This is a genomic window from Thalassorhabdomicrobium marinisediminis (assembly GCF_003072065.1).
In the GTDB taxonomy this organism is placed as follows: Bacteria; Pseudomonadota; Alphaproteobacteria; order Rhodobacterales; family Rhodobacteraceae; genus Octadecabacter; species Octadecabacter marinisediminis.
This window is the reverse complement of record NZ_QCYG01000005.1, coordinates 1-23,724: the sequence shown is the minus strand read 5'-3', so window position 1 is coordinate 23,724 and position 23,724 is coordinate 1. Positions and strand designations below refer to the sequence as shown.

Below are 23,724 nucleotides of genomic sequence, written 5' to 3'. Positions count from 1 at the left end.
CCCCGTGACAGACCTTGGCGGTCGATCAGTGATTGTGCGGGTGATCCCAGTCTTCCTGCTTGGGCAGGATTTCGAAGGTGTGCTCCGGTGGAGGGGACGGCAGCGTCCATTCCAGCGTATCGGCAAACTGGCCCCACGGGTTCGCTTCGGTCGCATTGCGCGGTGCCAGCAGCGTCTTGAACAGGATGACGATGAAGAACACGAAGGACGCGAACGAGATGAAGGCACCGATCGAGGAGACGTAGTTCCACAGAGCGAAGGCCTCGTTATAGTCGATGTAGCGGCGCGGCATGCCGTTCCGGCCCAGGAAGTGCTGGGGGAAGAACGTCAGGTTTGCACCGATGAACATCGCCCAGAAGTGCAGCTTGCCGGCCCACTCGGGCATCATCCGGCCCGCCATCTTCGGCAGGTAGAAGTAGATCCCCGCGAAGATCCCGAAGACCGCACCCAGCGACATCACGTAGTGGAAGTGCGCCACGACGTAGTAGGTGTCGTGATAGGCCCGGTCGACGCCCGCCTGCGACAGGACGATCCCGGTGACGCCGCCCACGGTGAACAGGAACAGGAAGCCGAAGGCCCAGAGCATCGGCGTGCGGAAGGACACCGAGCCGCCCCACATGGTCGCGATCCACGAGAAGATCTTGACCCCCGTCGGCACCGCGATGACCATCGTTGCCAGCATGAAGTAGCTTTGCTGGGTCAGGGACAGGCCCACGGTGTACATGTGGTGCGCCCAGACGATGAAGCCCAGACCGGCAATCGCGACCATGGCATAGACCATGGGCAGATAGCCGAAGATCGGCTTTTTCGAGAAGGTCGACACCACGTGGCTGATGATCCCGAAGGCTGGCACGATGATGATGTAAACCTCGGGGTGGCCGAAGAACCACAGGATGTGCTGATACAGGATCGGATCACCGCCGCCGGCCGGATCGAAGAACGTCGTGCCGAAGTTGCGGTCCATCAGGAGCATGGTGATCGCGCCGGCCAGCACGGGCAGGGCCAGAAGGATCATCCAGGCGGTGACGAAGATCGACCATGAGAACAGCGGCACCTTGTGCAGCGTCATGCCGGGGGCGCGCATGTTCAGGAAGGTGGTGATCATGTTGATCGCACCCAGAATGGACGACGCACCGGAGACGTGGACCGCGAAGATCGCAAGGTCCATGGAGATGCCGCCCTCATTCGTGGACAGCGGCGGATACAGCACCCAGCCCACGCCAGAACCGAGTTGCCCGTTGCCGCCGGGCGCCAGAAGAGAGGAGATGCCAAGCGCCACGCCGGTGCAGAACAGCCAGAACGACAGGTTGTTCAGACGCGGGAACGCCATGTCGGGCGCGCCGATCTGCAAGGGCATCAGGTAGTTGCCGAAGCCGCCGAACAGGGCCGGAATCACCACGAAGAACATCATCAGGACGCCGTGATAGGTGATCATCACGTTCCACAGGTGCCCGTTCGGGGTACATTCGTTCAGGGCGGCGGGGAACAGACGCGCGCCCTCAAGGCACATGTACTGAACGCCCGGATGCATCAGTTCCATCCGCATGTAGACGGTGAACAGAACAGACAGGAAGCCAACGAACCCGGACACGAACAGGTAGAGGATACCGATGTCCTTGTGGTTTGTTGACATGAACCAGCGGGTGAAGAAACCGCGGTTGTCTTCGTGCCCGTGGTCGTGGACGGCTGCGTCTACCATAGAACGCTCCCTTAAGGTTGGCATGTGACGAACGGAGCGAGCGGACTCACTTCCGTGGTTTGGACCTGTTCTAGAAGGTGCGCGCTAAGGGGGCAAGCTGCCATGTGCCATTATTGTTGGGATAAATTGGCGCAGTCTGGCCCCGAACGGGGGTCAAAGCCGCCCGAAGGATCACTTTTCGTCTTCCCAATCGGTGCCCACGGGGTCGCGGTCGCGGGCCTGTTCTTCCACGATCATCTCGGTGACGTCTTCGGTTTCGCCCTCTTCGGGGGTTGGGGCTTCGCCGGCCGGGCGGTGCGCCAAAACCAGCTTGAACGAGATCGGGAAATGGTCGGACCCGATCTTGGGCATGCGCTGCATCTGCACAAAGCGGAACCGCGCATCGTGGAACAGATGGTCGAGCGGCCAGCGGAACACGGGGACATAGGCGTTGAACGTGTTGTAGAAGCCCCGTCCCACCCGTGGATCCAGCAGCCCGGTGACGCGCTGGAAGCGCCGTGTGGTGGTGGACCAGGCCACATCGTTCAGATCCCCCGCGATGATTGCGGGCAGCGGCCCGTCGATGGCTTCCAGCCCGGCAAGGGCGATTTCGCTGTCGCGGCCGGTGGTCTTTTCGTGGGCGACGGGCGGTTCGGGATGGACGATATAAAGGCAGATTTCATCGCCGGAGCGCAGCGTCACGGTTGCCTTGATCGACGGCACGCCCTTTGTCACCAAATCGCGGATTTGCACGTCCTTCAGCGGCAGCTTGGAATACAGCATCATGCCGTAGCCGGTGTCGTGCGGCACGTCGTAGCGGTGGATGTAGTCCGGCTCCAACACCGCAAGCGCGTCGATCCAGCGCTGGTCCGTCTCCAGCGCGGCCAGAACGTCAGGCTGTTCCCTGCGTGCCAGCGCGATCAGATGGTCGTATTCACGGTTGGACATTTTCACATTCGCCGCCAGCATGTGGATATGCCGGTCGGTGTCGGTCATCAGCGCCGCCTCCGCGGATTTCGACTGTTTCGGCCAGAGCGGCGTGAATTTCAGCACCGACGCGGTGCAGACCGCGATCACGACGACCAGACAGAGCAATGAAAAGATGCGCCAGCCGTCCGAGGTGAGGACCCATGCGAACGGCAGCAATACCAAGGCGGTGGCCAGCATCTGCAGGCGGACGAAGGCGGGCGCACGCACCAGCCCGTGGGGGATCTTCGAGAAGGGCACCAGCGTCAGAAAGGCGAGTAGGCCGCTCAGCCCGATGATGAAAATCGACGCGACGGTGTTAATCATTGTGGCAATCCCCGTGTCCCATACCCCTTTTTAACGCAAACGGGGCCTTTTGGGGTCCGAGGCGCGGTCAGGTTTTCTGCCGATCCGGGGACAGGGGGGTGACGCTGCTCGCAAAGGTGCGGCGCAGGGCGACGTCCACGTCCTCCATCGTGACCGGCAGGCCCAGATCGACCAGCGAGGTGACGCCATGTTCGGTGATGCCGCAGGGCACGATCCCGTCGAAATGGCTCAGGTCCGGCTCGACATTGATGCTCAGCCCGTGAAAGCTGATCCACTTGCGCAGCCGGATGCCGATGGCGGCGATCTTGTCCTCAACAGGCGTGCCCGTCAGCGTGCGCGGCTTGTCGTCCCGCTGGACCCAGACACCCACCCGGCCGGGGCGGATCTCTCCGGTCACGTTGAATTCCGCGAGCGTGGCGATCACCCAATGCTCAAGGTCCTGCACGAAGCGGCGCACGTCGCGACCCCTGCGGCCTACGTCGAGCATGACATAGGCGACCCGCTGCCCCGGCCCGTGATAGGTGTATTGCCCGCCCCGTTTGGTGGTGTGGACGGGAAACCGGTCCGGATCGGTCAGATCGGCGGGCTTGGCCGAGGTGCCTGCGGTATAAAGGGGGGGATGTTCCACCAGCCAGATGCACTCGCCTTCGGTGCCGCGGTGAATCGCATCGGCGCGCGCTTCCATGAAGGCGGTGGCGGCGTCGTAATCGGTCAGGCCGGGAGTGGTGATCCATTCTACCATGGGCCCGATATGGGACGTTTGCGCGCCCGTGTCAGCAGACAAAAGCACCGGCTGGGCGAAATGGGTGATTTTGGGGCTTGAGGTGGCGCAAGCGCTTCGCTAAACGGCCCTCACGCTTATGGACATTGCGGTCGTGGCGGAATTGGTAGACGCGCAGCGTTGAGGTCGCTGTGAGGTAACACTCGTGGGGGTTCGAGTCCCCCCGACCGCACCATGCGAAAGCGTAACTCCCCCACAGGATCAGCACAACGGTTTCTGGGCAGCGGTTCGTTGCACATGAAAAAGGGCCCATCTCTGCGATGGACCCTTGGATGAACGCAAGTGCGCCTCAGACCACCGGCGGTGGGCCGTAGGCGTTGGCCTCGGGTTGTGAGGGGCGGGTCAGCCACCACAGGAACACCAGCGAGACCACCAGTTGCACGATAGACAGGATCGCCAGAAGCCCCATGCCGCCCATGTTGCTCATGTCAGGCATCTCGGTCATCTGGCCGTCCACCATTGTCGGCATCGCGGGCATCAGCAACATGTTCAGCAGCATGCCGAGCAGGCCCAGCCCGACGGGGATGAAGATATACCAGCCCGGCCGTCCGGTGTCCTGCAAGCGGCGATAGCCCGCGGCGGCCAGCGGCACGATGAGACCCAGAAAGACGATCAGATACAGGATCGGCGCCAGCAGGGACGCGAGCACCAGCAGGATGACACTGGCAAGTACGAACCACCAGTATTCCGACCGGCTCGCCCGCCCCGAAAAGCGCGCGTATTTTTGCGTCAAACAGGTTTTGACCGATGTCTGAAAATCCATGAGATGTCCCCTTGTCTTTGGAACCGTAGTTCCGTGATTTCGCTGAAGGCTTGCCCATATCGCGCGGCAAATCAAGTGTATGGGGGGGGCGAGCGGGTTAGGGCCGCTAACGGGACCTGCGTAGAGAGCTGCGCCTCCGGCGGGAGTTTAGGGGTCAGATGAAGACAAAGGGGCGGTCAGTCGTCGAGCGTGAGTGTCAGGCCGTCGTAGGCAGGCTCGATATGGTCCGGGGTCTCGGCCAGCAGCGTGTCGTAGTCGAGGTCGATGTGCATATTGGTGAGCACCGCGCGTTTCGGCTGCACCCGTTCGATCCAGCCCAGCGTCTTGGCCAGATGGGCGTGGGTGGGGTGCGGGTCGCGGCGCAGGGCGTCGACAATCCACAGATCCAGCCCCTCAAGCTGTGGCCAGACCGCCTCGGGGATGTCGGACACGTCGGGCAGATAGGCCGCCTTGCCGATGCGGAAGCCGAGCGCGTCGATGGAGCCGTGTTCGACCTCGAAGGGGGTGAAGGTGATCGGCCCGCCCGCGCCTTCGATTGTCACGTCCCCGTCGATCGTGTTGAGGTCGCAGATCGGCGGATAGCTGGACCCCGCAGGCTGCACAAAGGCATAGCCGAACCGCGCCAGAAGCTGGTTGACCGTGTCGCCGTCGGCCCAGACCGGCAGGCGCTTGCGCATGTTGAACACCACCATGCGGATGTCGTCGAGCCCGTGCACGTGGTCCGCATGGGCGTGGGTGTAGAGCACCGCATCAAGCTCGCCCACCTCGGCGTCAAGCAGTTGTTGACGCAGGTCGGGCGAGGTGTCGATCAGCACGCGGGTGACGCCCGCGTCGGTGGTGCGGGTGACCAGAAGCGAGCAGCGGCTGCGGCGGTTCTTGGGGTTCGCCGGATCGCAGGCGCCCCAGTGGCCGCCGAGACGGGGCACGCCGCCTGACGAGCCGCAGCCGAGAATGCGAAAGGACAGCCGCGCGGTCATGGCTTGGGCGTCCAGGCGGCGGCCTTGGCAAAGAGGCGGTCGAAATTGGCGGTGGTCCGGGCGGCGAAATCCTCATAATCGAGGCCGAAGACCTCGGCGCCGACCTGTGCCGTATGGGCCGTGAAGGCAGGCTCGTTGCGTTTGCCGCGATGGGGCGGCGGCGCAAGATAGGGGCTGTCGGTTTCCACAAGGATGCGGTCCACGGGGGCCTGCGCGAAGATGTCCCGCAACGCGGTGCTTTTCGGAAAGGCCGCGATGCCCGACATGGACAGGTAGAACCCGTGATCCAACGCCGTGCGCGCCAAGGCTTCGGAGCTTGAGAAGCAATGCATGACGCAAGCGAAAGGCTTCTGCCGGTAGGCGGTGCCAAGGATTCCGGCCATATCCTCGTCACTGGCGCGGTTGTGGATGATCAGCGGCAGGCCGGTTTCCTGCGCCGCCGCAATATGCACCTTGAGCGAGGCTTTCTGGATATCGGCGCTCTCGGATGTGTAGTGGTAGTCGAGGCCGCTTTCCCCTATGCCGACGAACTTCGGGTGTTGGGACAGGGCGATCAGCTCATCCACCGTGGCCAGCGGTTCTTCGGACGCGGACATGGGGTGGGTGCCAGCGGCGTAGAAGACCGGGTCGAAGTCCTCAGCAATGGCACGGACCCGCGGTTCAAGGCGCAGGCGGGTGCAGATGGTGACCATGCGCGTCACGCCCGCGGCCACGGCGCGGTCGATCACCTCGGCCCGTTCGGCATCGAAATCGGGGAAATCAAGATGGCAATGGCTGTCGACGATCTGCGGGATGCGCATAGGGGGGCCTTTCAACGCGGACCTAGACGGGGGTGACGTCCCGTGCGGTCTGTTCGATCCTGAACAGCGTATCAAGGATGAGCGCGGCAGGGTCAAGATTGACCGCCTTGCCGTGGCGCGTGCGTTCGCTCACCTCTTGGGCGAGGGTGGCCCAGATGCGCGCGGCGTGGTCGTGCGGGGACAGACGCGCGAGCAGCAGCGCCTCACCGGGGGCGGCCTGCACCGCAGGCGGGCCTTCGACCCCGGCACGGGCGACGCGGGTGAGGAAAATGTCGATCAGGTCGAGCATCAGGGCAAAGCGCGTGGCCCCTGTCTTGCCGGTGCAACTGTCGGCCATGCGGATCGCGCGGGGGCGGTCGAACTTGGGTAAGCCGTTGAACAGGCTGACAAGATCGGAATACAGCGTGAGCCCGTCGAGCGTGGTCAGGCGGATCGCTTCACCCACGGAGCCGCCCGACAGCGCGGCGAGTGCCTCGGTTCCGTCCAGCGTAATCTCGGCCTGCGCCAGCGCGGCTGCGACATCCTCGGTGCCCAGAAACCCGCAGCGCAGCAGGCGGCAACGCGAGCGGATGGTAGGTAAGAGCCGCGAGGGCTGGTGCGAGACCAGCAGGAAATAGGTGTTGCGCGGCGGCTCTTCGAGCACCTTGAGGATCGAGTTCGCGACCGAGGGGTTCATCTCGTCGGCGGCGTCGATGATGACCACGCGCCGGCCGCCGTCCGTGGCGCTCTGGTGCAGGAACTCCATCAGCTTGTTGGCGCCGTCCTTGTGGCCCCGCAGGGCGGCCATGGTGATCTGCTCTTGCAGCGCGGTCTCGGTGGCGTTGAGCGCACGGCGGACGATGAACAGGCGCGGATGCGCCCCGGCGCGCAGCAGGCGGATGTCGGGGTGGTCGGGGTCGACGTCAAGGGTCGCGGGGGGCGGCGGCGCGCCGAACATGTCGTCATCCGCCTGCATCGGTTGCGACAGCAGAAACCCCGCGATGCGCCAGGCCAGCGTCGCCTTGCCGACGCCGCGCGGGCCGGTGATCAGCCAGCCCGAATGCATCCGCCCCGTGGTGAAGGCCTCAAGAAAATCTGCTTCGGCCGCGGCCTGTCCGAACAGCGCGTTGGTCTGGCTGGGATGCGGAGCGCCTTCGATCTGGTCGGGCAGGGGACGCTCATCGTCTTCTTTCAAGGCGCGGGCCATCTCAGCCCCCCTGCGTTCTGTCGGTGACATGGGCGGCGATTTCCGCCGCGATGGCCGACGCCTCGCGGTTGCCGTCGATCAGCACGCAGCGGTTCGGGCAGGCCTTGGCCAGCGCCAGAAACCCGTGGCGCAGGGTTTCCTGAAAGGCGAGGCCCATGTCCTCGAAGCGGTCCTCCCCAGAACCACGTGCAAGGCCACGGGTCAGCGCGGCCTGCGGGTCCATGTCAATGATGAAGGTCAGGTCCGGCTCACGTGCGATCATCAGATCGTGGAGCGCATCAACCGTGCCGCGCAAAGCCCCCCGTGTCGCTCCTTGATAAACTCGCGTGCTGTCGGCGAACCGGTCGCAGATCACGGTCCGGCCCGCATCCAAAGCAGGGCGGATCGTCTTTTCAAGGTGGTCGCGCCGCGCCGCGGTGAACAGAAGGATTTCCGTCTCGGCGGACCAGCGGTCCGGATCGCCGGTCAAAAGCAGGTTGCGGATCTCCTCAGCGCCCGGCGAGCCGCCGGGCTCACGCGTGACAAGCGCGTCAGGCATGCGGTCAGCCAGCAATTTGACCTGAGTGGATTTGCCCGAGCCGTCGATCCCCTCAAACGAGATGAACAGCCCGGCGCTGCGGCGGGCCTGCATCACTCGGCGGGGGTGTCCGCGGGGGCGGTCCCCTCGGGGGCCTCCGTGCGTGCCTGAATGTGGGCGATCAACACGTCGGCCGCGGTGCGCATGCGCGTCTCGAACCCGCCCACATCGACGTTCTGGTCAGCCACCAGTGACACCCGCGTGTCGGGCAGGTCCTGCAGACGGATCACCAGTTCGGCCAGCTCATCGCCCGCCTGGATCGGCGCTTCGATCGGGCCATTGTAGATCACCTCGGCCTGCACGTCGTCGCGACCGGTGATCGGCACCAGAAGCGACAGATCCTCTTCGAGCGTCAGCCCGACGGTGGACTGCTGGCCCATCCAGACTTCGGCCTCGGCAATGCGAGTGCCCGCGCGGGCCAGATCGCGCTCGGCGAACTGACGGAACGCCCAGTTGACGATGCGCTCGGATTCCTCGGCCCGCGCCTGTGCGGTCTCAAGGCCGGTCAGCACGAAAATCACGCGCCGGTCCCCCTGTTTGGCCGAGCCGACCAGCCCGTAGCCCGCCTCGGACGTGTGGCCGGTCTTCAACCCGTCCGCGCCGGGCACAACCCCCAAGAGCGGGTTGCGGTTGCTGTTGTTGGCGGGCGCGCGGCCGTCGAAATCATAGGTCTCTTCGGCAAAAAGAGGATAGAAGGTCGGGAAATCGTTGATCAGTCGGTGGGCCAGAATGCCAAGGTCGCGCATGGACATGCGCTGACCGGCGGCGGGCCAGCCGTTGGAGTTCGCGAAGGTGGAATTGGTCATCCCCAGCTCACGCGCGCGGCGGGTCATCTGCTGGGCGAAGTTCGGCTCGGTCCCGCTGAGTCCTTCGGCCAGCACGCAGGACGCGTCATTGCCCGACAGCACGACCACGCCGCGCAGCAGATCCTCGACCCGCACGCGGTCGGTGGTGTTCAGGAACATCGTGGAGCCGGTGTAGGACTTGCAGTGCTCGGACACCGCCAGCCGGTCGTTGACCGTCAGCTGCCCATTCGCGATGGCCTCGAACGCCATATACAGCGTCATCAGCTTGGACATCGACGCAGGGGGCAGCGGCTCATCGGCGTTCTTGGCCATGAGGACGGTGCCGGTGCCGTGATCCAGCACAAAGGCCGCCTCGGCCCGGGTTTCAAAGGACTGCGCCGCAAGGCCGGTGGCGCTTGCAAGAAAGAGTGAAAGGGCGGTGAAAACGCGAAGCATGGGGCGTTGGGCTTTCCGTTAATTGGTGACGAAATAGGCATCTTCAAAGCCCTGGGCCTTGACCTGACGCAGAAGCTCGGCCCGTTCGGCCGTCGAGGTGGCGGGTCCGACGATGACCCGCCAGAAGGTGCGGCCCTGGCTGGATTGTTCCAGCACCGTGGGCACGATGCCATTGGCGCGCATCCGGTCCGCCGTGCGGTTGGCGTTGGCCTCGACCGAGAAGATGCCAAGCTGGATGTAGGGTTTTTCCAGCGACGAGCTGGCGGGGGTCGGTGCGGGTGTGGGGGTGGGGGCCGGCGTTGCGGTGGTAGGGGCCGGGGCCGCAGGGGCCGGAGCGGCTGCCGGAGCCGGGGTCGCGGCGGCGCTTTCCACCGCGTCCAGCGCGGCCGACGCCGCAGCGATCGGATCGGGGGCGTCCAGCGGCGCGCTGTCGATGGGTGTGGCCTCGATCGCCGCGGGCGCTTCGAAGTCCGCGACCGCCACGGCTTCGGGGGTCTCTGCCACCTCTTCGCGGCGCAGGGCGGTCACTTGCAGCTGCGTGGGCGCACCGGCCAGCATCTCGAGCGCGGTGGCGGCGTCGGAGGAGACTTGCAGCGCCGGGCCGGGATTTTCCCGCTCACGTCGGAACAGGGCGCCGATCACGAAGGTGCCGTTCGTCTGGTTGCGGATGATGACACGCTCGGGCTCTGCGACGTCCGGATGGGCCACCCAGACCCCGCCGAGCGAGGGGCGACCGTCCCACAGGCCCGGTTCGCTGACCTGAAAGGCATCGGGCGCTTCAACGTCCCGTTCCACCAGTTGCACGCTTTGCGCGGAGCTCTCGGCCGAGACGTCGCCGCCCGACGATGCGCCAAAGGACGGCAGGGCCAGCTTGCCTGCGTCGTCACAGGCCGCAAGGGCCAGAATTGATGTGACCGCCAAAGGCGATCCGAATTTGCGTAGTGATAGCAATGTCTTGCCCGCCATGTCTTGCCCTCATCCTCGTGCCGGTGTCCGGTCGTTGTTCCGTTGTGTGGCTGAATAGCTCAACCCGGGGTCCGCTGTGGTGCGCAGTTTTGGCCGACACTAGCCGCGCAAGCGGCGCAAGAAAAGGCTTTCGCGGCGATTTCGGCGGAAAACCCCGTCGCGGGAAAGCCTCACGAAGGCACTTTCAGAATCAAATCCCCGCCGCTAAGAACAGCGCAGCGGAGGCTTGGCAGAGTGGTCGAATGCACCGGTCTTGAAAACCGACGAGGGTGAAAGTCCTCCCAGGGTTCGAATCCCTGAGCCTCCGCCATTTTTTCCCTGTAATTTATTGATATGTCATAGCGTTTCTTTATCTTGCTGGGGCAAGGTACCTTTTGGTGGTTCATTTGGATTTATTCGCCTGATTGCTTGCGTGGTCTTGGGGCCTGAATGGAGCCAAGAGGGTTCAAGAGTGCGTCGATTCTCATCCTGTTCAGCTCGCGCTCGTTCAGCAAGGCTGCGAGGGGATGAGGGCATGGTCTGATCCTTTGCAGGGTTGGGGAATAAAGACGTGACCAACAGCGCCAGTCACAAGGTCAGGTCAATGAAGCGGGTTGGCGGGCAGCACCCCGAAGCGACGGGCCTGGATCTCGAGCAAGGTGAGCGCTTCCATCATCTGGCTGCGGCACAGCGTGCCGTCAGCCACATCATAGTCCAAGCGGCGCGAAGCACCAAACACCTCAACGATGATGTCGGCGACGGACTGATGGTGGTCCCGTTGCGCCTCACCCGTCTTGAGCAGCTGATACAGCGCATAGGCCAGCTCCCTGGAGAAGTGATCCTGCATCTGTGCAGACTGATAGAACTCTGTAAGGGCTTCCTTGACCTGAGGCCAAGCGCAAAACGAAGGATCGGCGATGGCGGCTTCCATCGTGCGCAGAATGGCGTCGAGCTGGCCGGGGAGGGATTTGGTGTATCGGGCCGAACGCGTTTAAGCCGTCGGCAACACCGTGATATTGAACCCGGTAGTCATAGGGATCTCCCTGATAGATCTCCATGGCCGAATTTGCGTGGCGCTGCGAGCATGACGGGATCGGGCTTCGTATTACAAGATCACTTGATACATCAATCGAAGGGCCGCCCTTCACGATCCGGGTTTCCATCAGATTTAACGAGGTGATGGCATCCCGCTTGGTTTGGATGACCCAATGGGTCCGGTCCCTAGAGATCGTGGGCCCAGGGGGGATTGGCCCCCGCGCGTGAGACGGTGACGCCGGCCACCTTTGCGCCGAACGCCATCGCCTGTTGCAACGCATCGCCTGAGAGGGACGCCAGCGCGTCCTTGCTCAGGTGCCCCGTCCGGGCCAGCTTCGCCAGAACGCCGGCGTTGAACGTATCACCCGCGCCGACGGTATCGACGACGGTGACTTGCGCAGCAGGGACCTGCACCTGTGCGCCGTCCGCAAGATAGCCTGTGGCCCCGTCGCTACCGCGGGTGACGATCACCACGGCGGGTCCGCGCTTGCGCAGTGTGGCGACCCTTTCGGCCTCGGAGGCGCTATCGGGCAGGATCCAGGCCAAATCCTCGTCGGAGACCTTCACGATATCGGTGTGCGCCAACATGGCGTTCAACCGCGCGCGATAGCGCGTGGCGTCTTCGATGAAACCGGGCCGGATGTTCGGGTCCAGCATGACCGCGCGGGGTCCGCCCTCACGCGCCAAGAGATCGGCATAGGCATCCGCGGCGGGCTCACAGGCAAGGCTGATGCCCCCGAAGAAAAGCGCGCTGACTTGATCCGGCACGGCGGGCATGTCGGCGTCGGTCAACATCCGTCCGGCGGAGTTTTCGTCGTAGAAGTTGTAGCGGGCTTGCCCGTCGACCAGCTGCACGAAGGCCAGCGTTGAGGGTCGGTCGGACCGCACCGCCAAGCCGGTGTCGACATGGCTGTCCGCCAGGGCCGCGACCAGTTGCGCGCCGAACATATCCGTCGAGAGGCCGGTCAGCAGGCCCGCGTCCAAGCCCAGCCGCCCCAGCGCGATGGCCGTGTTAAACACCGCGCCACCGGCGTGGGGGACAAAGGTGGTCTGCCCGTCCGCCGTCGCGGCCGGGAGCATGTCGATCAAGGCTTCACCGCAACACAGGATCATATCAAACCGCGTCTCCGTCCAAGGCCCTGCGCAGCACCGAGCGCACCTCACAGGCCCAGACCGCTTCGACCTGCCGCGCGAAGGCGTGGGCAAATCGTTCGTTCTGGCCAAGCGTACCGAAGACCTCGGTCAATGCAAGAAAAGCCGCCGGGGTCTGGCGTGCGCGCCGGGCCGCATCTCGCAACGCTTCGGCGCGCGGATCGTCCAGCGCCTCACTCTCGGCGCAATAGCGGCACCACAGCGCAACCTCAAGCGCCAGCCCGTCCAGGGGGCCGCCGGTTTTGAGGGCATCGGCAATCGTGGGAAGGATGAACTTGGGCTGGCGGTTCGATCCATCCTGACAGAGCCGGGCGATCGTGTCGCGCACCTCGGGGTTGGCGAACCGGTCAAGACAGGTGGCGAGATACCGCGCGTAGTCCACGCCGGGGATCGGGGCGAGCACGGGGATGACCTCTTCATGCATCAATTTGCGGACCCAGCCTGTGATCTGCTCGTCGGCCACAGCTTCATGCACGCAGTCATAACCCAGCAGCGCGGCGGGGTAGGACAGGGCGGCATGGCTGGCATTGAGGATGCGCAGTTTCATCGTCTCATATGCCGAGATGTCGTCCACGAACTGCACGCCGACCTTCTCAAGGGCCGGGCGCCCCAGAGGAAAGTGATCCTCCATGACCCATTGGGAAAACGGCTCACAGACGACGGGGGCCGCGTCGTTTATGCCGAAGGTGTCGGCCACCATGGCACGTTTGGCAGGCGAGGTCGCGGGCGTGATGCGGTCCACCATGGAATTGGGAAAGGCGAGATCGGTCGTGATCCAGTCTTGCAATTCGGGCGCGATCAACCCGGCCAGCCCGGCGAGCGCCTGCCGCGTGACATCGCCGTTCTCGGGGATGTTGTCACAGGACAATATGGCGGGCGGGGGATGGCCCCTTTCGCGGCGCAAACGCAGACCGGCAAGCAGGATGCCGAAGACCGTTACCGGGCTCTCGGGCGTTTCGGCATCGTGGCGAATGTCGGGGTGCGCGGCATCGAAGTGGCCGGTGGCGGCGTCAATGAAATAGCCCCCTTCGGTGATGGTCAGCGATACGATACGGATGTCCGGTGCGGCGATCCGCTGGATGATGGCCTGCGCATCGATCGGGCAGAAATCGATCATCGCGCCGGTCACGCGGGCGTCATAGGTTTCGGGGCTGAGTTCGACCACGGTGGTCAACCAGTCCTGCGCTTCCAGAGCCGCGCGACGCTCGGCGTCAAAGGGCATGACACCTGCGCCGACGATGGCCCAATCGTGCCCCTCACCAAGGTCGAACAGCCGGTCGAGATAGACGGCCTGATGGGCCCGGTGAAAGTTGCCCATGCCGATGTGCAGGATGCCGGGCGTGAGGTCCGCGCGCGCATAGGACGGAACCGAAACACGCTCGGGCAATTGCGACAGCGTGGAAAGTGAAAGGTCTGTCGTCATGTCAGCCAGCTCGGTTCCGGAACGTGTCATCTGGCGCGTCATTCGATCCGCAGGCCCTGCGCGTCGAACTTGTGGATCAGCTCGGCCCGCGGGGACAGGTGGATCGCATCGCCGTGGCTCAGCGTGACTTCACCCAAGGCGCGCACGGTAAGCGTCTCGGCGAGGCCGGTGTTGTGGATGTGAAAGAAGGTGTCAGAGCCCAGATGCTCGGCCACGCCAACCGTGCCTTGCCATGTGCCGTTCTCTTCGACCACGTCGATATGCTCGGGCCGGATGCCGATGGTATGGGCGCCGTGTCTGGCGGCCTCGGGGCCGTCGATCAGGTTCATCTTGGGCGAGCCAATGAAGCCTGCGACGAAGGTGTTGCGCGGGGCGCGGTAAAGCTCGAGCGGGCTGCCGACCTGTTCGATATGGCCAGCCCTGAGCACCACGATCTTGTCGGCCATGGTCATCGCTTCGACCTGATCGTGGGTCACATAGATCATCGTCGTGCGCAGGCGTTTGTGCAGCTCGCTGATCTCCAGTCGCATGCCCACCCGGAGTGCTGCGTCGAGGTTCGACAGCGGCTCGTCGAAAAGGAAGGCTGCCGGTTCGCGCACGATGGCCCGCCCGATGGCCACACGCTGGCGCTGCCCACCCGAAAGCTGCCCCGGCCGGCGGTCGAGGTAATCGGTAAGGTTCAGCGCCTTGGCAGCGGCGTCGATGCGGCGGTTCTGTTCATCCTCGGACACCCCGGCCATTTTCATCGGAAAGGCGATGTTCTTGCGCACCGACATATGCGGATAAAGCGCGTAGGATTGAAACACCATCGCCAGGCCCCGTTTCGCCGGTGGCACGTGGGTGGCGTCTTGGCTGTCGATGCGGATCTGCCCGCCCGAGGTGTCCTCCAGCCCCGCGATCAGCCGCAGCAGGGTCGACTTGCCACAGCCCGAGGGGCCGACAAAAACCGTGAAGTCCCCGTCTTCGATGGTCAGGTCCAGCGGCGGGATCACCTCCACATCGCCGAACCGCTTGGAGACTTTGTCCAGTGTGATACGTCCCATTGTTCCCGTGTCTCCTATTTGACGGCGCCGAAGGTCAGACCGCTGACAAGTTGTTTCTGGCTGAACCAGCCGAGAATGAGGATCGGCACGATGGCCATGGTCGAGGCCGCGCTGAGCTTGGCGTAGAACAGACCCTCGGGGCTGGAGTAGCTGGCGATGAAGGCCGTGAGTGGCGCCGCTTTGGCCGCTGTAAGGTTCAACGTCCAGAAGGCTTCGTTCCATGCGAGGATGAAGTTCAAAAGCAGCGTCGATGCGATCCCGGGCACCGCCATGGGCGTCAGAACATAAAGGATCTCTTCCTTCAGGCTGGCCCCATCCATCCGCGCGGCTTCAAGGATCTCTCCGGGGATTTCGCGAAAGTAGGTGTAAAGCATCCAGACGATGATCGGCAGATTCATCAGCATCAGGACGATCACCAGACCGGTGCGGCTGTCCAAAAGGCCGAGTTTGATGAAGATCAGGTAGATCGGATAGAGCACCCCCACCGCCGGCAACATCTTGGTCGAGAGCATCCAGAGCAGGATGTCCTTGGTCCGCTTCGAGGGCACGAAGGCCATCGACCACGCGGCGGGCACGGCGACCAGAATGCCCAGAATGGTCGAACCGCCCGCAATGATGATCGAGTTCCACAGGAAACGTGCATAATCCGATCGCTCAAGCACCGTGGCGTAGTTCTCCAGCGTCCAGTCGAAACCGATGAAGACCGGCGGATCGGCGATGGCCGTGGCTTCGGTCTTGAAGCTGGTCAGGATGGTCCAGAGGATCGGAAAGAAGATCAGCAGGCCCACTGTCCATGCGGCGGCGGTGTTGATGATCTTGCGACGGGATGTGACTGCGCGTGCCATTAGGGTCTCCTCACTGATCGAGGTTCTTGCCAACCATACGCATCAGGAAGATGGCGATGATATTGGCGAGGATGATGGCGTAAACACCGCCGGCGGAGCCGAGCCCGACGTTCTGGCTTTCCAGCACACGCTGATAGATCAGATAGGTCAGCGTGCGGGTGCCGAAGGACCCTTGGGTGGTGACGAAAATCTCGGCGAAGATGCCCAGCAGAAAGATGGTCTGGATCAAAACCACCACGGTGATGGCGCGACCCAGATGAGGCAGGGTGACATAGCCGAACCGCTGAAGGGGGGCGGCCCCGTCCATCTCCGCGGCCTCCAACTGCTCGCGGTCCAGTGACTGGATTGCGGTCAAAAGGATGAGGGTCGCAAACGGCAGCCACTGCCATGAGACGATCAGAATGATGGATTGCATCGAAGCCTGGCTCAGCCATTCAATGGGGGCGGCACCGAAGAACTTCCAGATATGTGCGAAAAGCCCGTTCACCGGGTCCATGAACATGTTCTTCCACACCAGCGCCGAAACGGTCGGCATGACGAAGAACGGCGAGATCACGAGAATGCGGACAATGCCTTGCCCCCACATGGGCTGGTTCAGCAGGATCGCCAACAAGACGCCCAGACCTACCGTGATGATCAAGACGCCGCCGACGATGATCAGCGTGGCCGAGACCGAAGGCCAGAAGGCGCTGGACGTGACAAAGCGGACGTAGTTCTCGAACCCCACCCAACCCAGATCGCCACCGCGCAGGGGCAGGTATTTCTTGAACGAAAACAGCAAGGTCATGACCAGCGGGACCAGCATCCATCCCAGAAGCAGGATCACGGCGGGCGCCATCATCAGGCGGGCTGCAGATCGGGAGCTTTGTGTCGCCATGGCTGATCTCTCCTGTTGGCGGCGCGGGGGCCATCCTTGGATCAAACGGTGGTTTTGCGAAAAAGAACAGGGGGCGGCGGGCGGCGCGTGCTGCGCCGCCCGCCGCGTGCCGCATCAGTAGCCGGCGGCTTCCATCTCGTCGAGCGTCAGCATCTGCGCCTTTTCAAGCGCCTCTTCGACCGATTGCTGCCCGGCCAGCGCGGCCGAGATTTCCTGACCCACCTGCGTGGCGATGCCTGCGAATTCCGGGATCGCGACGAACTGCACGCCGGTATAGGGAACAGGCTCGACCGACGGGTTGGTCGGGTCCGCTGCATTGATCGATCCCAGCGTCATTTCCGCAAAGGGGGCGGCTTCCTGATACTCGGGGTTTTCATAGAGCGAGGTGCGCGTGCCGGGGGGCACGTTGGCCCAGCCTTCCTTCTCGGCGACCAGTGCGGTGTACTCTTTGGAGGTGGCCCATTCGATGAAGGTCTTGGCCTCTTCGGTGGCATCCGATCCGGCCGGAACAGCCAGCGACCACGCCCAGAGCCAGTTGCCGCGACGGCCCAGACCATTGTCGGGTGCGAGCGCGAAGCCGACCTGGTCGGCCACGGTGGAATCGTCAGGGTTGGTCACGAAGGACGCAGCCACGGTCGCGTCGATCCACATGCCGCATTTGCCCTGCTGGAACAACGAGAGGTTTTCGTTGAACCCGTTGGTCGAGGCGCCCGGAGGGCCGTAGTTGTTCATCAGGTCCATGTAGAAATTGACCGTCTCGGTCCATGCTTCGCCGTTCAGTTCCGGCTGCCAGTCTTCGTCGAACCAGCGGGCCCCGAAGGAGTTCGCCATGGCCGTCAAGAACGCCATATTCTCGCCCCAGCCGGCCTTGCCCCGCAGGCAGATCCCGTAGATCTCGTTCTCCTTGTCGGTCATCGCTGCAGCGGCTTCCTTGATGAAGTCCCAGGTCGGCGCCTCGGGCATTTCAAGGCCGGCCTGCTGCATCAGGTCCTTGCGATACATGACCATCGAGCTTTCGCCGTAGAAGGGCGCGGCATAAAGCTCGCCGTCCACGGTCAGACCATCGCGGATCGCCGGCAACAGGTCATCGGCGTCCCAGTCTTCGGACAAGTCGTTCAGCGACACAAGCCAGCCCTGTTGGCCCCAGATCGGAACCTCATAGGTGCCGATGGTCATCACATCGAACTGGCCACCGCTGGCCGCGACATCTTGCGTCACCCGCTGGCGCAGGACGTTTTCTTCCAGCGTAACCCATTCGAGCTTGATATCGGGATGCTGCGCCTCGAATTCGGATGCGAGCCCCTGCATGCGGATCATGTCGCCGTTGTTGACGGTGGCGATGGTGACGGTGGTCTCGGCCAAAGCGCCGGTGGCGGTCAGCGCGGTCAGGGCCGTGGCGGCATAAAGCGATTTGATATGGGACATTCGTTCCTCCCTAAACGTCCAGTGTGGAGAAACCCTAAGACCCGACATTGCGCGCAGTCAAATAATTTTTTACGCGCGCAAACATTAAGGAATTTACCTTTTACCCGTGGGGGCTTACGCCGAGTCGCGCAGCACGAGCTTGCCTTCGAAAAGGGTTTCCTCGCGCTCGGACGGCGATTTCCCGGTATCGATGATTCGAAAAAGCGCGGTGGCGGCCCGTTCGGCGATGGCGGCATAATCCTGCGCGATCGTGGTAAGAGAGGGGCATGTGAAGCGCGAGAACGGGTGGTCGTCGTGCCCCGCGATGCGGATGTCGCACGTAGCGCCATGCCCGACCTTGCGGCCCAGCTTGTAGGCCGCCGACAACATGCCGATCGCCAACCGGTCGTTGCTGCACAAAATGGTGTTGGTGGGAAAGGCACCGTCGCGGATCAGGGCGCCGCCTTCGGACTGGCCGATTTCCTCGAAGTCCCACCCCATGCCTTTCGCTTGCAGAATATGCGCGGCAAAGCCGTGGTGCTCCATACTTTGCAGATACGCCTGACGACGTGTGAGTGCGTTGGGATTGGAGGGGATTTCCATTTCGAAAAGGCAGGGCGGTTCGCCACTGCGACACAGGTATTCCACGATTAGACCGACACTTTGGAAATTGTCGGTGCCGACAAAAGCCGCGCCGGTCTCGCTGATATTGGCATCGAACAGCACCGTTGGGACCTCCTTGCTGACCTTCTCGATGGTTTTGCGATCAGACGCGCGCCCGAACGGGGCCAGCAGGACCCCGGCCGGTTTGAGCGACCGCAGGGATACCAGATTTTCCGCTTCAAGTTCCGGCTTGCCGTGCGAGCTGAGCAGGATGGGGCTGTAGCCCGCCTCAAGACAGGCGACCTCGACGGCGCGGCCGATTTCGTTAAAAAACGGGTCCGCGAGATTGGGAACGATAACGCCGACGTTCCGCGTCGTCTGCCGGTTCTGGTTCATCGCATAGACGTTTGGCCGGTAGTCATGCTGCTCCAGCGCGGCCTCGATGCGTTGCCGGGTCGTTTTGCGGACGCTGTCGGGGTTGTTGAAATACTTCGAAAGCGTCGGCCGGGAAATGCCGCTGATCGCCGCGAACTCTTCCATGTTACGGATCTTGGGTGGGTTCATTTTCAACTCAATGCCCTAAGGTATGCGCGCGTAAACTTTATATTTTACATACTTGACGGGCGGCGACGAGGTCAAGGTTGCAGCTTCTCCCCGGCCGCGCCGCGAAGGCCATTCGGAATGAAGATTCCCTGCCAACGCGGAAGGCGAAGCTTGACCTCGGCTTCGGGTTTCCATAATTCACGATTCATGGATAAGAGCCTTGCACTCGCGGCCTTTGGTGCCCTTGGTCAACCCACGCGTCTTGACGTGTTCCGTTTGCTAATCAAGGCGGGTGAGACAGGCATGTCGGCTGGCCAGATCGGAGAAACGCTCGGGGTCCGCCAGAATACCATGTCGGCCAATCTCGCGATCCTATCCCGCGCCGGGTTGACCCGGAGCGAGCGGGAAGGTCGCAGCATCCGCTATTTCGCCGACATGGACGGAGTCCGCGGCTTGCTGGCTTTTCTGATGGAGGACTGCTGCGGTGGACTGCCTGAGCTTTGCCAGCCGGTCATCGACGGGATCGCCTGTGCCGGCCCCCGGACATCGACGATGCCGGATGAGGGGACGACAGGTCGATGACGACGCAGGCGACAGCCACTCGGCTTCCCGAAAAGACTTGAACAAGGAAAGCCCGATATGACCGATGCATCGCTTCGCGCCGCCGCCGGCCTTGGAACATTCGAACGCTGGTTGTCCCTATGGGTCGCGCTCGCCATCGGCGCGGGGCTGCTGCTCGGCAACCTGTTTCCCGGTACGTTTTCCGCGCTGGCCTCGCTCGAGGTGGCTTCGGTCAACCTGCCGGTGGCGGTGCTGATCTGGGCGATGGTCTATCCGATGATGGTCGGCGTGGATTTCGGCGCGCTGGCCCACGTCGGTGACAAGCCGAAGGGGCTGATCGTGACCCTGGTGGTGAACTGGCTGATCAAGCCCTTCACCATGGCCGCGCTCGGTGTTTTGTTCTTCAATCATGTGTTCGCGGGCCTGATCCCGCCGGACGACGCGCAGGCCTACCTTGCAGGGGTGATCCTGTTGGGCGCGGCCCCCTGCACGGCGATGGTCTTCGTCTGGTCGAACCTCACGCGTGGCGATGCGACCTACACGCTGGTGCAGGTCAGCGTGAACGATGTGATCATGATCTTCGCCTTCGCGCCGATTGTCGCTTTCCTGCTCGGCGTGACCGATATCACCGTGCCCTGGGACACGCTGCTGCTGTCAGTGGGACTTTATGTCATGCTGCCGCTGATTGCTGGCTATGTGACCCGACGCAACCTTGTTGGCAGGGGCGGTGAGGCGGCGGTGGAGGCCTTCAAGGCCCGCATGCAGCCGTTTTCCATGGTGGGGCTTCTGCTCACCGTGGTGCTGTTGTTCGGCTTTCAGGGCCAGGTCATTCTTGATCGCCCGCTGGTTATCGCCCTAATCGCCGTGCCGTTGCTGATCCAGTCCTATGGCATCTTCTTTGTCGCTTACGCCGCCGCGCGGGCTTGGCGCATTCCCTACGACGTGGCGGCGCCCTGCGCGTTGATCGGCACGTCGAATTTCTTCGAACTGGCCGTGGCCGTCGCGATCAGTCTGTTTGGACTGGGCTCTGGCGCCGCGCTCGCCACCGTCGTCGGTGTGCTGGTGGAGGTGCCGGTGATGCTGTCCCTCGTCGCCTTTGCCAACCGGACGCAACACTGGTTTCCCGCCGGACGGGGCGTGCGGTGAGCATCGTGATCCATTGGGGGTCTTATCCACCGAAATCGGTTTTGCACATCAGTTTATCGGTTTGGGCCTTCATAGCTCTTTCGTAAATCCTGACTGTTCCTGCCGTTGATAATCCATGGTAACGAACCTGCTCCTCAGGCGGCTGGCAAAGCATCTCCGGCGGCAAAAACGTTGGGCAGCGACGACGGGCGGAGCCACGGGTCGACCTTGACGCGGTTCGCGGTGCTCTTCTGCACGCCCGGCAGGTCTTCGAGCGACTCGGAACTGGCGCGCGAGCCAAGGACCGGAATGATCAGGTCGAGGTCATGTTCCGATCCGTCCGACAGCTTCAGGCTGCCCGCATAGGGCTCGTTCAGGCTTTGCAGGTTCTCGGCCCGATGGCCGAACACGAGCGTCACGCCCGCGTCACGCAGTTTGCTGGCCAGCGCGTCACCCAGCTTTTCAAGCATGTTCGGAAACAATCGATCAGTGTCCGAGATCAACGTGATCTTTTTGTCCGGCATGGTATGGGCGATCTCGTCCGCCAGCTCCGTTCCGACGGCCCCGGCGCCGACGATGCCGATGGTGCGGGCCGCTTTCACCTGCTGATGAATACGCTGGTTGGCCTAGCGCAGCCCCTCAATGTCTGAGCCTTCCGGCTTGAAGGGCGTGGCATTGGACGAGCCTGTGGCCACGACGATAAAATCTGCTTCGGCCCGCTGGCCGTCATCCAGCGTCACGCCGGTCGCATCGATGCCGGTCGCGCGGGCGCGCAGGACCCGGCCGTCCTTGAGCAGGCGGTCATAGGGGATCAAGGCGCGGTCGAGCAGCGTCGGTCCCGTCGGCCGTGGCGCGCTGAAGGCGCACGCTCATGACAAGCCCGCCATGGCCAGGCTGTGGGCGCGATCCGAAAAGGCCACAGGCTTAAGCTGGAGCCTGTAAGAGCCTCGCAATCTTGCCGAGGCAGAATAGGCCGGGCTTGGGTCAGTCGGCCCGACCCGCCGCCCCTCCAAGCTCCGTGTCGATGTTGATTTGCGTTCTGCGTTCCCTGGATAGATCCGCAACAACCCGCTTTAGGATCTGGCGCGGCCAGGTCCCATGATCTGCGTCCGGCAGGAATTGCGCAACGACGTTGTCCCCGGCGAGATGTCCCAGGGGATCGCGCTGTTGCGTAGCAGCGGGACGGTCGTCCTATATCCCCTTCATATCCCGATCCTATGGTCGCCGCACCAGACGCAGAATAGCCCCCCCCGCCTGACCGGAATGGGCGGGGTTGCCGCAAGATAGGATAAGACATGAGTGACCCGAGAGACTTTGCACACGTTTCGGTTGGCGCGACGGACGAACCTGCTGATGCGGGTGGAATGGCAGCCCGTCGTGACGTCGCCTTGGTGGAGGCGTAAACGATGCTGGGGACAGATAACGCGATAACGACCCTGAGCATGTGCCGCCACCGTCCGGTGCCGTTCAGCCCCGCATCCCTGTCGGGTCTTGCCGCATGGTATGACCCTAGCGACCTATCCACGATGTTTCAGGACGCGGCGGGCACTAACCCCGTGACGGCGGGGGGCGATCCGGTGGGACTGATCCAAGACAAAAGCGGCAACGGCAATCATCTGTCGCAGGCAGTGGATGAAGCGCGTCCTGTATATGCTATTGAACCTGTGATCGGGCGGCGCAACCTTCTGACACGCACAGAGGACTTGAGCCATTCGGATTGGGTGAAAGGGGGCGTGACCACCCTCACGGCCAACAAGATAAGTGCCACAACGTCCTCAAACGCAGGTATTTACCAAACCTTCATCAAGCCGGACGGGGAAACGGAGGTCACTGTTTCGTTTGATGTGAAGCTGGAAACCATGCTTGAGGCCGACTTTACGTTTGCGATCTACAATGCGTCCGATGGTGCGTTTGTTGAAAAGCAAATCGCCTCACCCATTGCGCTCAGCACGTCAGAGTTTCGACGGATCACCTACACCGTGACGGTTCCGTCCGCGTCGAAGGTGTTGCGGTTCTACCCCTATCGCGCGGACACAGGCACCTCGGCTTCGCTATTTATCAAGAGGTGCCAAGTCGAAACAGGCGGAACAGCCACCAGTTACCAGAAAGTCACCAACACCTATGATGTAACCGAAACAGGCGTCCATTCGCGGCATTGGTTAGAAAGCGACGGGGTAGATGACAAACTAGAGTCCGCGACGAACTACGGCAATCCGGCGGGCTTCTCTTTCAGCGTTGCCGGAAAGTTTTCTGCGGCCAGTGGAGAGCGGGTAATCGCGGGATTACAGGACACGGTAGGGTCACGGTATAATCTTTTGGCGCTGGTCAGGGCAGACGGGCTGTTGGTGACTTATGTCACATTTCCCGATAACACCCAGGACGTCGCCACCCACGATCTCGGCCTTTCCAATGGGGACGATTTTGTCCTGAGTGCGGGGTGGGATAACGGGTCCGCCTCTTTCCATCTGAATGGCGTGGAATTCCATAGCACCACTGGAACCACTGGCGGGCTCGGCGGGGAGGGCAGTAAACTTTGCCTTGGCTATGACATAACGGACATTCGCCGTTCTGGGCTGACCATTTACGGCGCAGTAATCAGCGACGAAGCCTTGTCCGATGCCGACCGTGGGCGTGTGGAGTCCTATCTCGCACGAAAATCAGGCGTGACGCTATGAGCCGTGCGGCCTGATGACGGTGTCGCCTCGCAGATCAACGGCGCCCGTTTTGACGGCAAGACGGGCGCCGTGGCTTTGGCTAGCTTGTTTCACCCCTCCAGCGCCACAGGCACGCTCAGGCCGTGTTCGGCGAGGAGGGCGGAGCGGCGGGCGGATTTGAGGTCTTCTCGGACCATTTCGGCGCACATTTCCTGCAC

Annotated in this window: 23 protein-coding genes and 2 tRNA genes; 5 read left to right on the top strand and 20 right to left on the bottom strand. The window is 62.9% G+C overall.

Annotated elements, in window-relative coordinates; all coding sequences use genetic code 11:
• Nucleotides 1-25: 25 nt before the first annotated feature.
• The 3 genes from ctaD to lipB all read right to left on the bottom strand — a co-directional run bounded on the left by ctaD (nucleotide 26) and on the right by lipB (nucleotide 3,722).
• Nucleotides 26-1,699, bottom strand: a complete 1,674-nt coding sequence (gene ctaD / locus DC363_RS08275) for a cytochrome c oxidase subunit I (protein WP_108640686.1) — start codon at nucleotides 1,697-1,699, stop codon at nucleotides 26-28.
• A gap of 171 nt (nucleotides 1,700-1,870) precedes the next feature.
• Nucleotides 1,871-2,971 (bottom strand): endonuclease/exonuclease/phosphatase family protein, encoded by a 1,101-nt coding sequence (locus tag DC363_RS08270; protein WP_108640685.1) that lies wholly within the window; start codon nucleotides 2,969-2,971, stop codon nucleotides 1,871-1,873.
• A 67-nt stretch (nucleotides 2,972-3,038) separates the two neighbouring features.
• Nucleotides 3,039-3,722 (bottom strand): lipoyl(octanoyl) transferase LipB, encoded by a 684-nt coding sequence (gene lipB / locus DC363_RS08265; RefSeq protein ID WP_277871178.1) that lies wholly within the window; start codon nucleotides 3,720-3,722, stop codon nucleotides 3,039-3,041.
• 118 nt (nucleotides 3,723-3,840) lie between these two features.
• Here lipB and DC363_RS08260 point away from each other — a divergent pair.
• A tRNA-Leu gene (locus DC363_RS08260) sits at nucleotides 3,841-3,927 on the top strand.
• 114 nt (nucleotides 3,928-4,041) lie between these two features.
• Here the strand turns inward: DC363_RS08260 and DC363_RS08255 are convergent.
• The 7 genes from DC363_RS08255 to DC363_RS08225 form a co-directional block, all read right to left on the bottom strand.
• Nucleotides 4,042-4,515, bottom strand: a complete 474-nt coding sequence (locus DC363_RS08255; RefSeq protein ID WP_108640684.1) for a DUF805 domain-containing protein — start codon at nucleotides 4,513-4,515, stop codon at nucleotides 4,042-4,044.
• A 176-nt stretch (nucleotides 4,516-4,691) separates the two neighbouring features.
• On the bottom strand, nucleotides 4,692-5,492 hold the full coding sequence (locus tag DC363_RS08250) for an MBL fold metallo-hydrolase (RefSeq protein ID WP_108640683.1): 801 nt from the start codon (nucleotides 5,490-5,492) through the stop codon (nucleotides 4,692-4,694).
• Nucleotides 5,489-6,292 (bottom strand): TatD family hydrolase, encoded by an 804-nt coding sequence (locus DC363_RS08245; RefSeq protein ID WP_108640682.1) that lies wholly within the window; start codon nucleotides 6,290-6,292, stop codon nucleotides 5,489-5,491. Before DC363_RS08245 ends, DC363_RS08250 begins: the two co-directional genes overlap by 4 nt.
• A gap of 22 nt (nucleotides 6,293-6,314) precedes the next feature.
• Entirely contained in the window at nucleotides 6,315-7,478 is a 1,164-nt protein-coding gene (locus tag DC363_RS08240) for a DNA polymerase III subunit delta' (RefSeq protein ID WP_108640681.1), read from the bottom strand.
• 1 nt (nucleotide 7,479) lies between these two features.
• Nucleotides 7,480-8,109 (bottom strand): dTMP kinase, encoded by a 630-nt coding sequence (gene tmk / locus DC363_RS08235; protein WP_108640680.1) that lies wholly within the window; start codon nucleotides 8,107-8,109, stop codon nucleotides 7,480-7,482.
• Nucleotides 8,109-9,296, bottom strand: a complete 1,188-nt coding sequence (locus DC363_RS08230; RefSeq protein WP_108640679.1) for a D-alanyl-D-alanine carboxypeptidase family protein — start codon at nucleotides 9,294-9,296, stop codon at nucleotides 8,109-8,111. Before DC363_RS08230 ends, tmk begins: the two co-directional genes overlap by 1 nt.
• A gap of 18 nt (nucleotides 9,297-9,314) precedes the next feature.
• Complete coding sequence (locus tag DC363_RS08225; RefSeq protein ID WP_108640678.1) at nucleotides 9,315-10,262, bottom strand: SPOR domain-containing protein; 948 nt, start codon at nucleotides 10,260-10,262, stop codon at nucleotides 9,315-9,317.
• Between the two features lie 220 nt (nucleotides 10,263-10,482).
• Between DC363_RS08225 and DC363_RS08220 the strand changes: the two genes are divergently transcribed.
• Nucleotides 10,483-10,572 (top strand) — tRNA-Ser (locus tag DC363_RS08220).
• Nucleotides 10,573-10,842: 270 nt separating this feature from the next.
• Here DC363_RS08220 and DC363_RS08215 read toward each other — a convergent pair.
• The 8 genes from DC363_RS08215 to DC363_RS08180 form a co-directional block, all read right to left on the bottom strand.
• Complete coding sequence (locus DC363_RS08215; protein WP_108640677.1) at nucleotides 10,843-11,172, bottom strand: hypothetical protein; 330 nt, start codon at nucleotides 11,170-11,172, stop codon at nucleotides 10,843-10,845.
• Nucleotides 11,173-11,462: 290 nt separating this feature from the next.
• A complete protein-coding gene (locus tag DC363_RS08210) occupies nucleotides 11,463-12,389 on the bottom strand; it encodes a carbohydrate kinase family protein (RefSeq protein WP_108640676.1) in 927 nt (308 codons plus the stop codon).
• Nucleotide 12,390: 1 nt separating this feature from the next.
• A complete protein-coding gene (locus DC363_RS08205) occupies nucleotides 12,391-13,815 on the bottom strand; it encodes a mannitol dehydrogenase family protein (RefSeq protein WP_196778407.1) in 1,425 nt (474 codons plus the stop codon).
• A gap of 74 nt (nucleotides 13,816-13,889) precedes the next feature.
• Nucleotides 13,890-14,894 (bottom strand): ABC transporter ATP-binding protein, encoded by a 1,005-nt coding sequence (locus DC363_RS08200; protein ID WP_108640675.1) that lies wholly within the window; start codon nucleotides 14,892-14,894, stop codon nucleotides 13,890-13,892.
• Nucleotides 14,895-14,908: 14 nt separating this feature from the next.
• Nucleotides 14,909-15,739 carry a carbohydrate ABC transporter permease gene (locus DC363_RS08195; protein ID WP_108640674.1) on the bottom strand — a complete coding sequence of 277 codons (831 nt, stop codon included), beginning with the start codon at nucleotides 15,737-15,739 and terminating at the stop codon, nucleotides 14,909-14,911.
• 10 nt (nucleotides 15,740-15,749) lie between these two features.
• Nucleotides 15,750-16,616, bottom strand: a complete 867-nt coding sequence (locus tag DC363_RS08190; RefSeq protein ID WP_108640673.1) for a carbohydrate ABC transporter permease — start codon at nucleotides 16,614-16,616, stop codon at nucleotides 15,750-15,752.
• Between the two features lie 114 nt (nucleotides 16,617-16,730).
• Nucleotides 16,731-18,041 (bottom strand): ABC transporter substrate-binding protein, encoded by a 1,311-nt coding sequence (locus DC363_RS08185; protein WP_108640672.1) that lies wholly within the window; start codon nucleotides 18,039-18,041, stop codon nucleotides 16,731-16,733.
• Between the two features lie 114 nt (nucleotides 18,042-18,155).
• The gene (locus tag DC363_RS08180) at nucleotides 18,156-19,187 is read right to left on the bottom strand and encodes a LacI family DNA-binding transcriptional regulator (RefSeq protein ID WP_108640671.1); all 1,032 of its coding nucleotides are present in this window, start codon (nucleotides 19,185-19,187) and stop codon (nucleotides 18,156-18,158) included.
• Nucleotides 19,188-19,373: 186 nt separating this feature from the next.
• Here DC363_RS08180 and DC363_RS08175 point away from each other — a divergent pair, with 186 nt between their 5' ends.
• Both DC363_RS08175 and arsB read left to right on the top strand, forming a co-directional pair.
• Entirely contained in the window at nucleotides 19,374-19,748 is a 375-nt protein-coding gene (locus tag DC363_RS08175; protein WP_108640670.1) for an ArsR/SmtB family transcription factor, read from the top strand.
• 57 nt (nucleotides 19,749-19,805) lie between these two features.
• Nucleotides 19,806-20,873 carry an ACR3 family arsenite efflux transporter gene (gene arsB / locus DC363_RS08170; RefSeq protein WP_108640669.1) on the top strand — a complete coding sequence of 356 codons (1,068 nt, stop codon included), beginning with the start codon at nucleotides 19,806-19,808 and terminating at the stop codon, nucleotides 20,871-20,873.
• Nucleotides 20,874-21,007: 134 nt separating this feature from the next.
• On the opposite strand, the gene DC363_RS08165 is transcribed toward arsB, so the two are convergent.
• Both DC363_RS08165 and DC363_RS08160 read right to left on the bottom strand, forming a co-directional pair.
• A complete protein-coding gene (locus DC363_RS08165; protein WP_277871177.1) occupies nucleotides 21,008-21,466 on the bottom strand; it encodes an FAD-dependent oxidoreductase in 459 nt (152 codons plus the stop codon).
• A gap of 12 nt (nucleotides 21,467-21,478) precedes the next feature.
• Complete coding sequence (locus DC363_RS08160) at nucleotides 21,479-21,667, bottom strand: hypothetical protein (protein ID WP_108640667.1); 189 nt, start codon at nucleotides 21,665-21,667, stop codon at nucleotides 21,479-21,481.
• A gap of 591 nt (nucleotides 21,668-22,258) precedes the next feature.
• On the opposite strand from DC363_RS08160, the gene DC363_RS08145 reads away from it, so the two are divergent.
• The gene (locus DC363_RS08145) at nucleotides 22,259-23,527 is read left to right on the top strand and encodes a phage head spike fiber domain-containing protein (protein ID WP_146180767.1); all 1,269 of its coding nucleotides are present in this window, start codon (nucleotides 22,259-22,261) and stop codon (nucleotides 23,525-23,527) included.
• Nucleotides 23,528-23,724 lie beyond the last annotated feature (197 nt).

What these genes read in the sequence shown, in the direction of transcription:
- DC363_RS08195 (WP_108640674.1), bottom strand. Translation starts at nt 15,739, where the DNA reads ATGGCACGCGCAGTCACATCCCGTCGCAAGATCATCAACACCGCCGCC.
- DC363_RS08250 (WP_108640683.1), bottom strand. Translation starts at nt 5,492, where the DNA reads ATGACCGCGCGGCTGTCCTTTCGCATTCTCGGCTGCGGCTCGTCAGGC.
- tmk (WP_108640680.1), bottom strand. Translation starts at nt 8,109, where the DNA reads ATGCAGGCCCGCCGCAGCGCCGGGCTGTTCATCTCGTTTGAGGGGATC.
- DC363_RS08230 (WP_108640679.1), bottom strand. Translation starts at nt 9,296, where the DNA reads ATGCTTCGCGTTTTCACCGCCCTTTCACTCTTTCTTGCAAGCGCCACC.
- DC363_RS08180 (WP_108640671.1), bottom strand. Translation starts at nt 19,187, where the DNA reads ATGAACCCACCCAAGATCCGTAACATGGAAGAGTTCGCGGCGATCAGC.
- DC363_RS08240 (WP_108640681.1), bottom strand. Translation starts at nt 7,478, where the DNA reads ATGGCCCGCGCCTTGAAAGAAGACGATGAGCGTCCCCTGCCCGACCAG.
- DC363_RS08270 (WP_108640685.1), bottom strand. Translation starts at nt 2,971, where the DNA reads ATGATTAACACCGTCGCGTCGATTTTCATCATCGGGCTGAGCGGCCTA.
- DC363_RS08215 (WP_108640677.1), bottom strand. Translation starts at nt 11,172, where the DNA reads ATGGAAGCCGCCATCGCCGATCCTTCGTTTTGCGCTTGGCCTCAGGTC.
- DC363_RS08245 (WP_108640682.1), bottom strand. Translation starts at nt 6,292, where the DNA reads ATGCGCATCCCGCAGATCGTCGACAGCCATTGCCATCTTGATTTCCCC.
- DC363_RS08190 (WP_108640673.1), bottom strand. Translation starts at nt 16,616, where the DNA reads ATGGCGACACAAAGCTCCCGATCTGCAGCCCGCCTGATGATGGCGCCC.
- DC363_RS08255 (WP_108640684.1), bottom strand. Translation starts at nt 4,515, where the DNA reads ATGGATTTTCAGACATCGGTCAAAACCTGTTTGACGCAAAAATACGCG.
- DC363_RS08200 (WP_108640675.1), bottom strand. Translation starts at nt 14,894, where the DNA reads ATGGGACGTATCACACTGGACAAAGTCTCCAAGCGGTTCGGCGATGTG.
- ctaD (WP_108640686.1), bottom strand. Translation starts at nt 1,699, where the DNA reads ATGGTAGACGCAGCCGTCCACGACCACGGGCACGAAGACAACCGCGGT.
- DC363_RS08210 (WP_108640676.1), bottom strand. Translation starts at nt 12,389, where the DNA reads ATGATCCTGTGTTGCGGTGAAGCCTTGATCGACATGCTCCCGGCCGCG.
- DC363_RS08145 (WP_146180767.1), top strand. Translation starts at nt 22,259, where the DNA reads ATGCTGGGGACAGATAACGCGATAACGACCCTGAGCATGTGCCGCCAC.
- arsB (WP_108640669.1), top strand. Translation starts at nt 19,806, where the DNA reads ATGACCGATGCATCGCTTCGCGCCGCCGCCGGCCTTGGAACATTCGAA.
- DC363_RS08225 (WP_108640678.1), bottom strand. Translation starts at nt 10,262, where the DNA reads ATGGCGGGCAAGACATTGCTATCACTACGCAAATTCGGATCGCCTTTG.
- DC363_RS08175 (WP_108640670.1), top strand. Translation starts at nt 19,374, where the DNA reads ATGGATAAGAGCCTTGCACTCGCGGCCTTTGGTGCCCTTGGTCAACCC.
- DC363_RS08185 (WP_108640672.1), bottom strand. Translation starts at nt 18,041, where the DNA reads ATGTCCCATATCAAATCGCTTTATGCCGCCACGGCCCTGACCGCGCTG.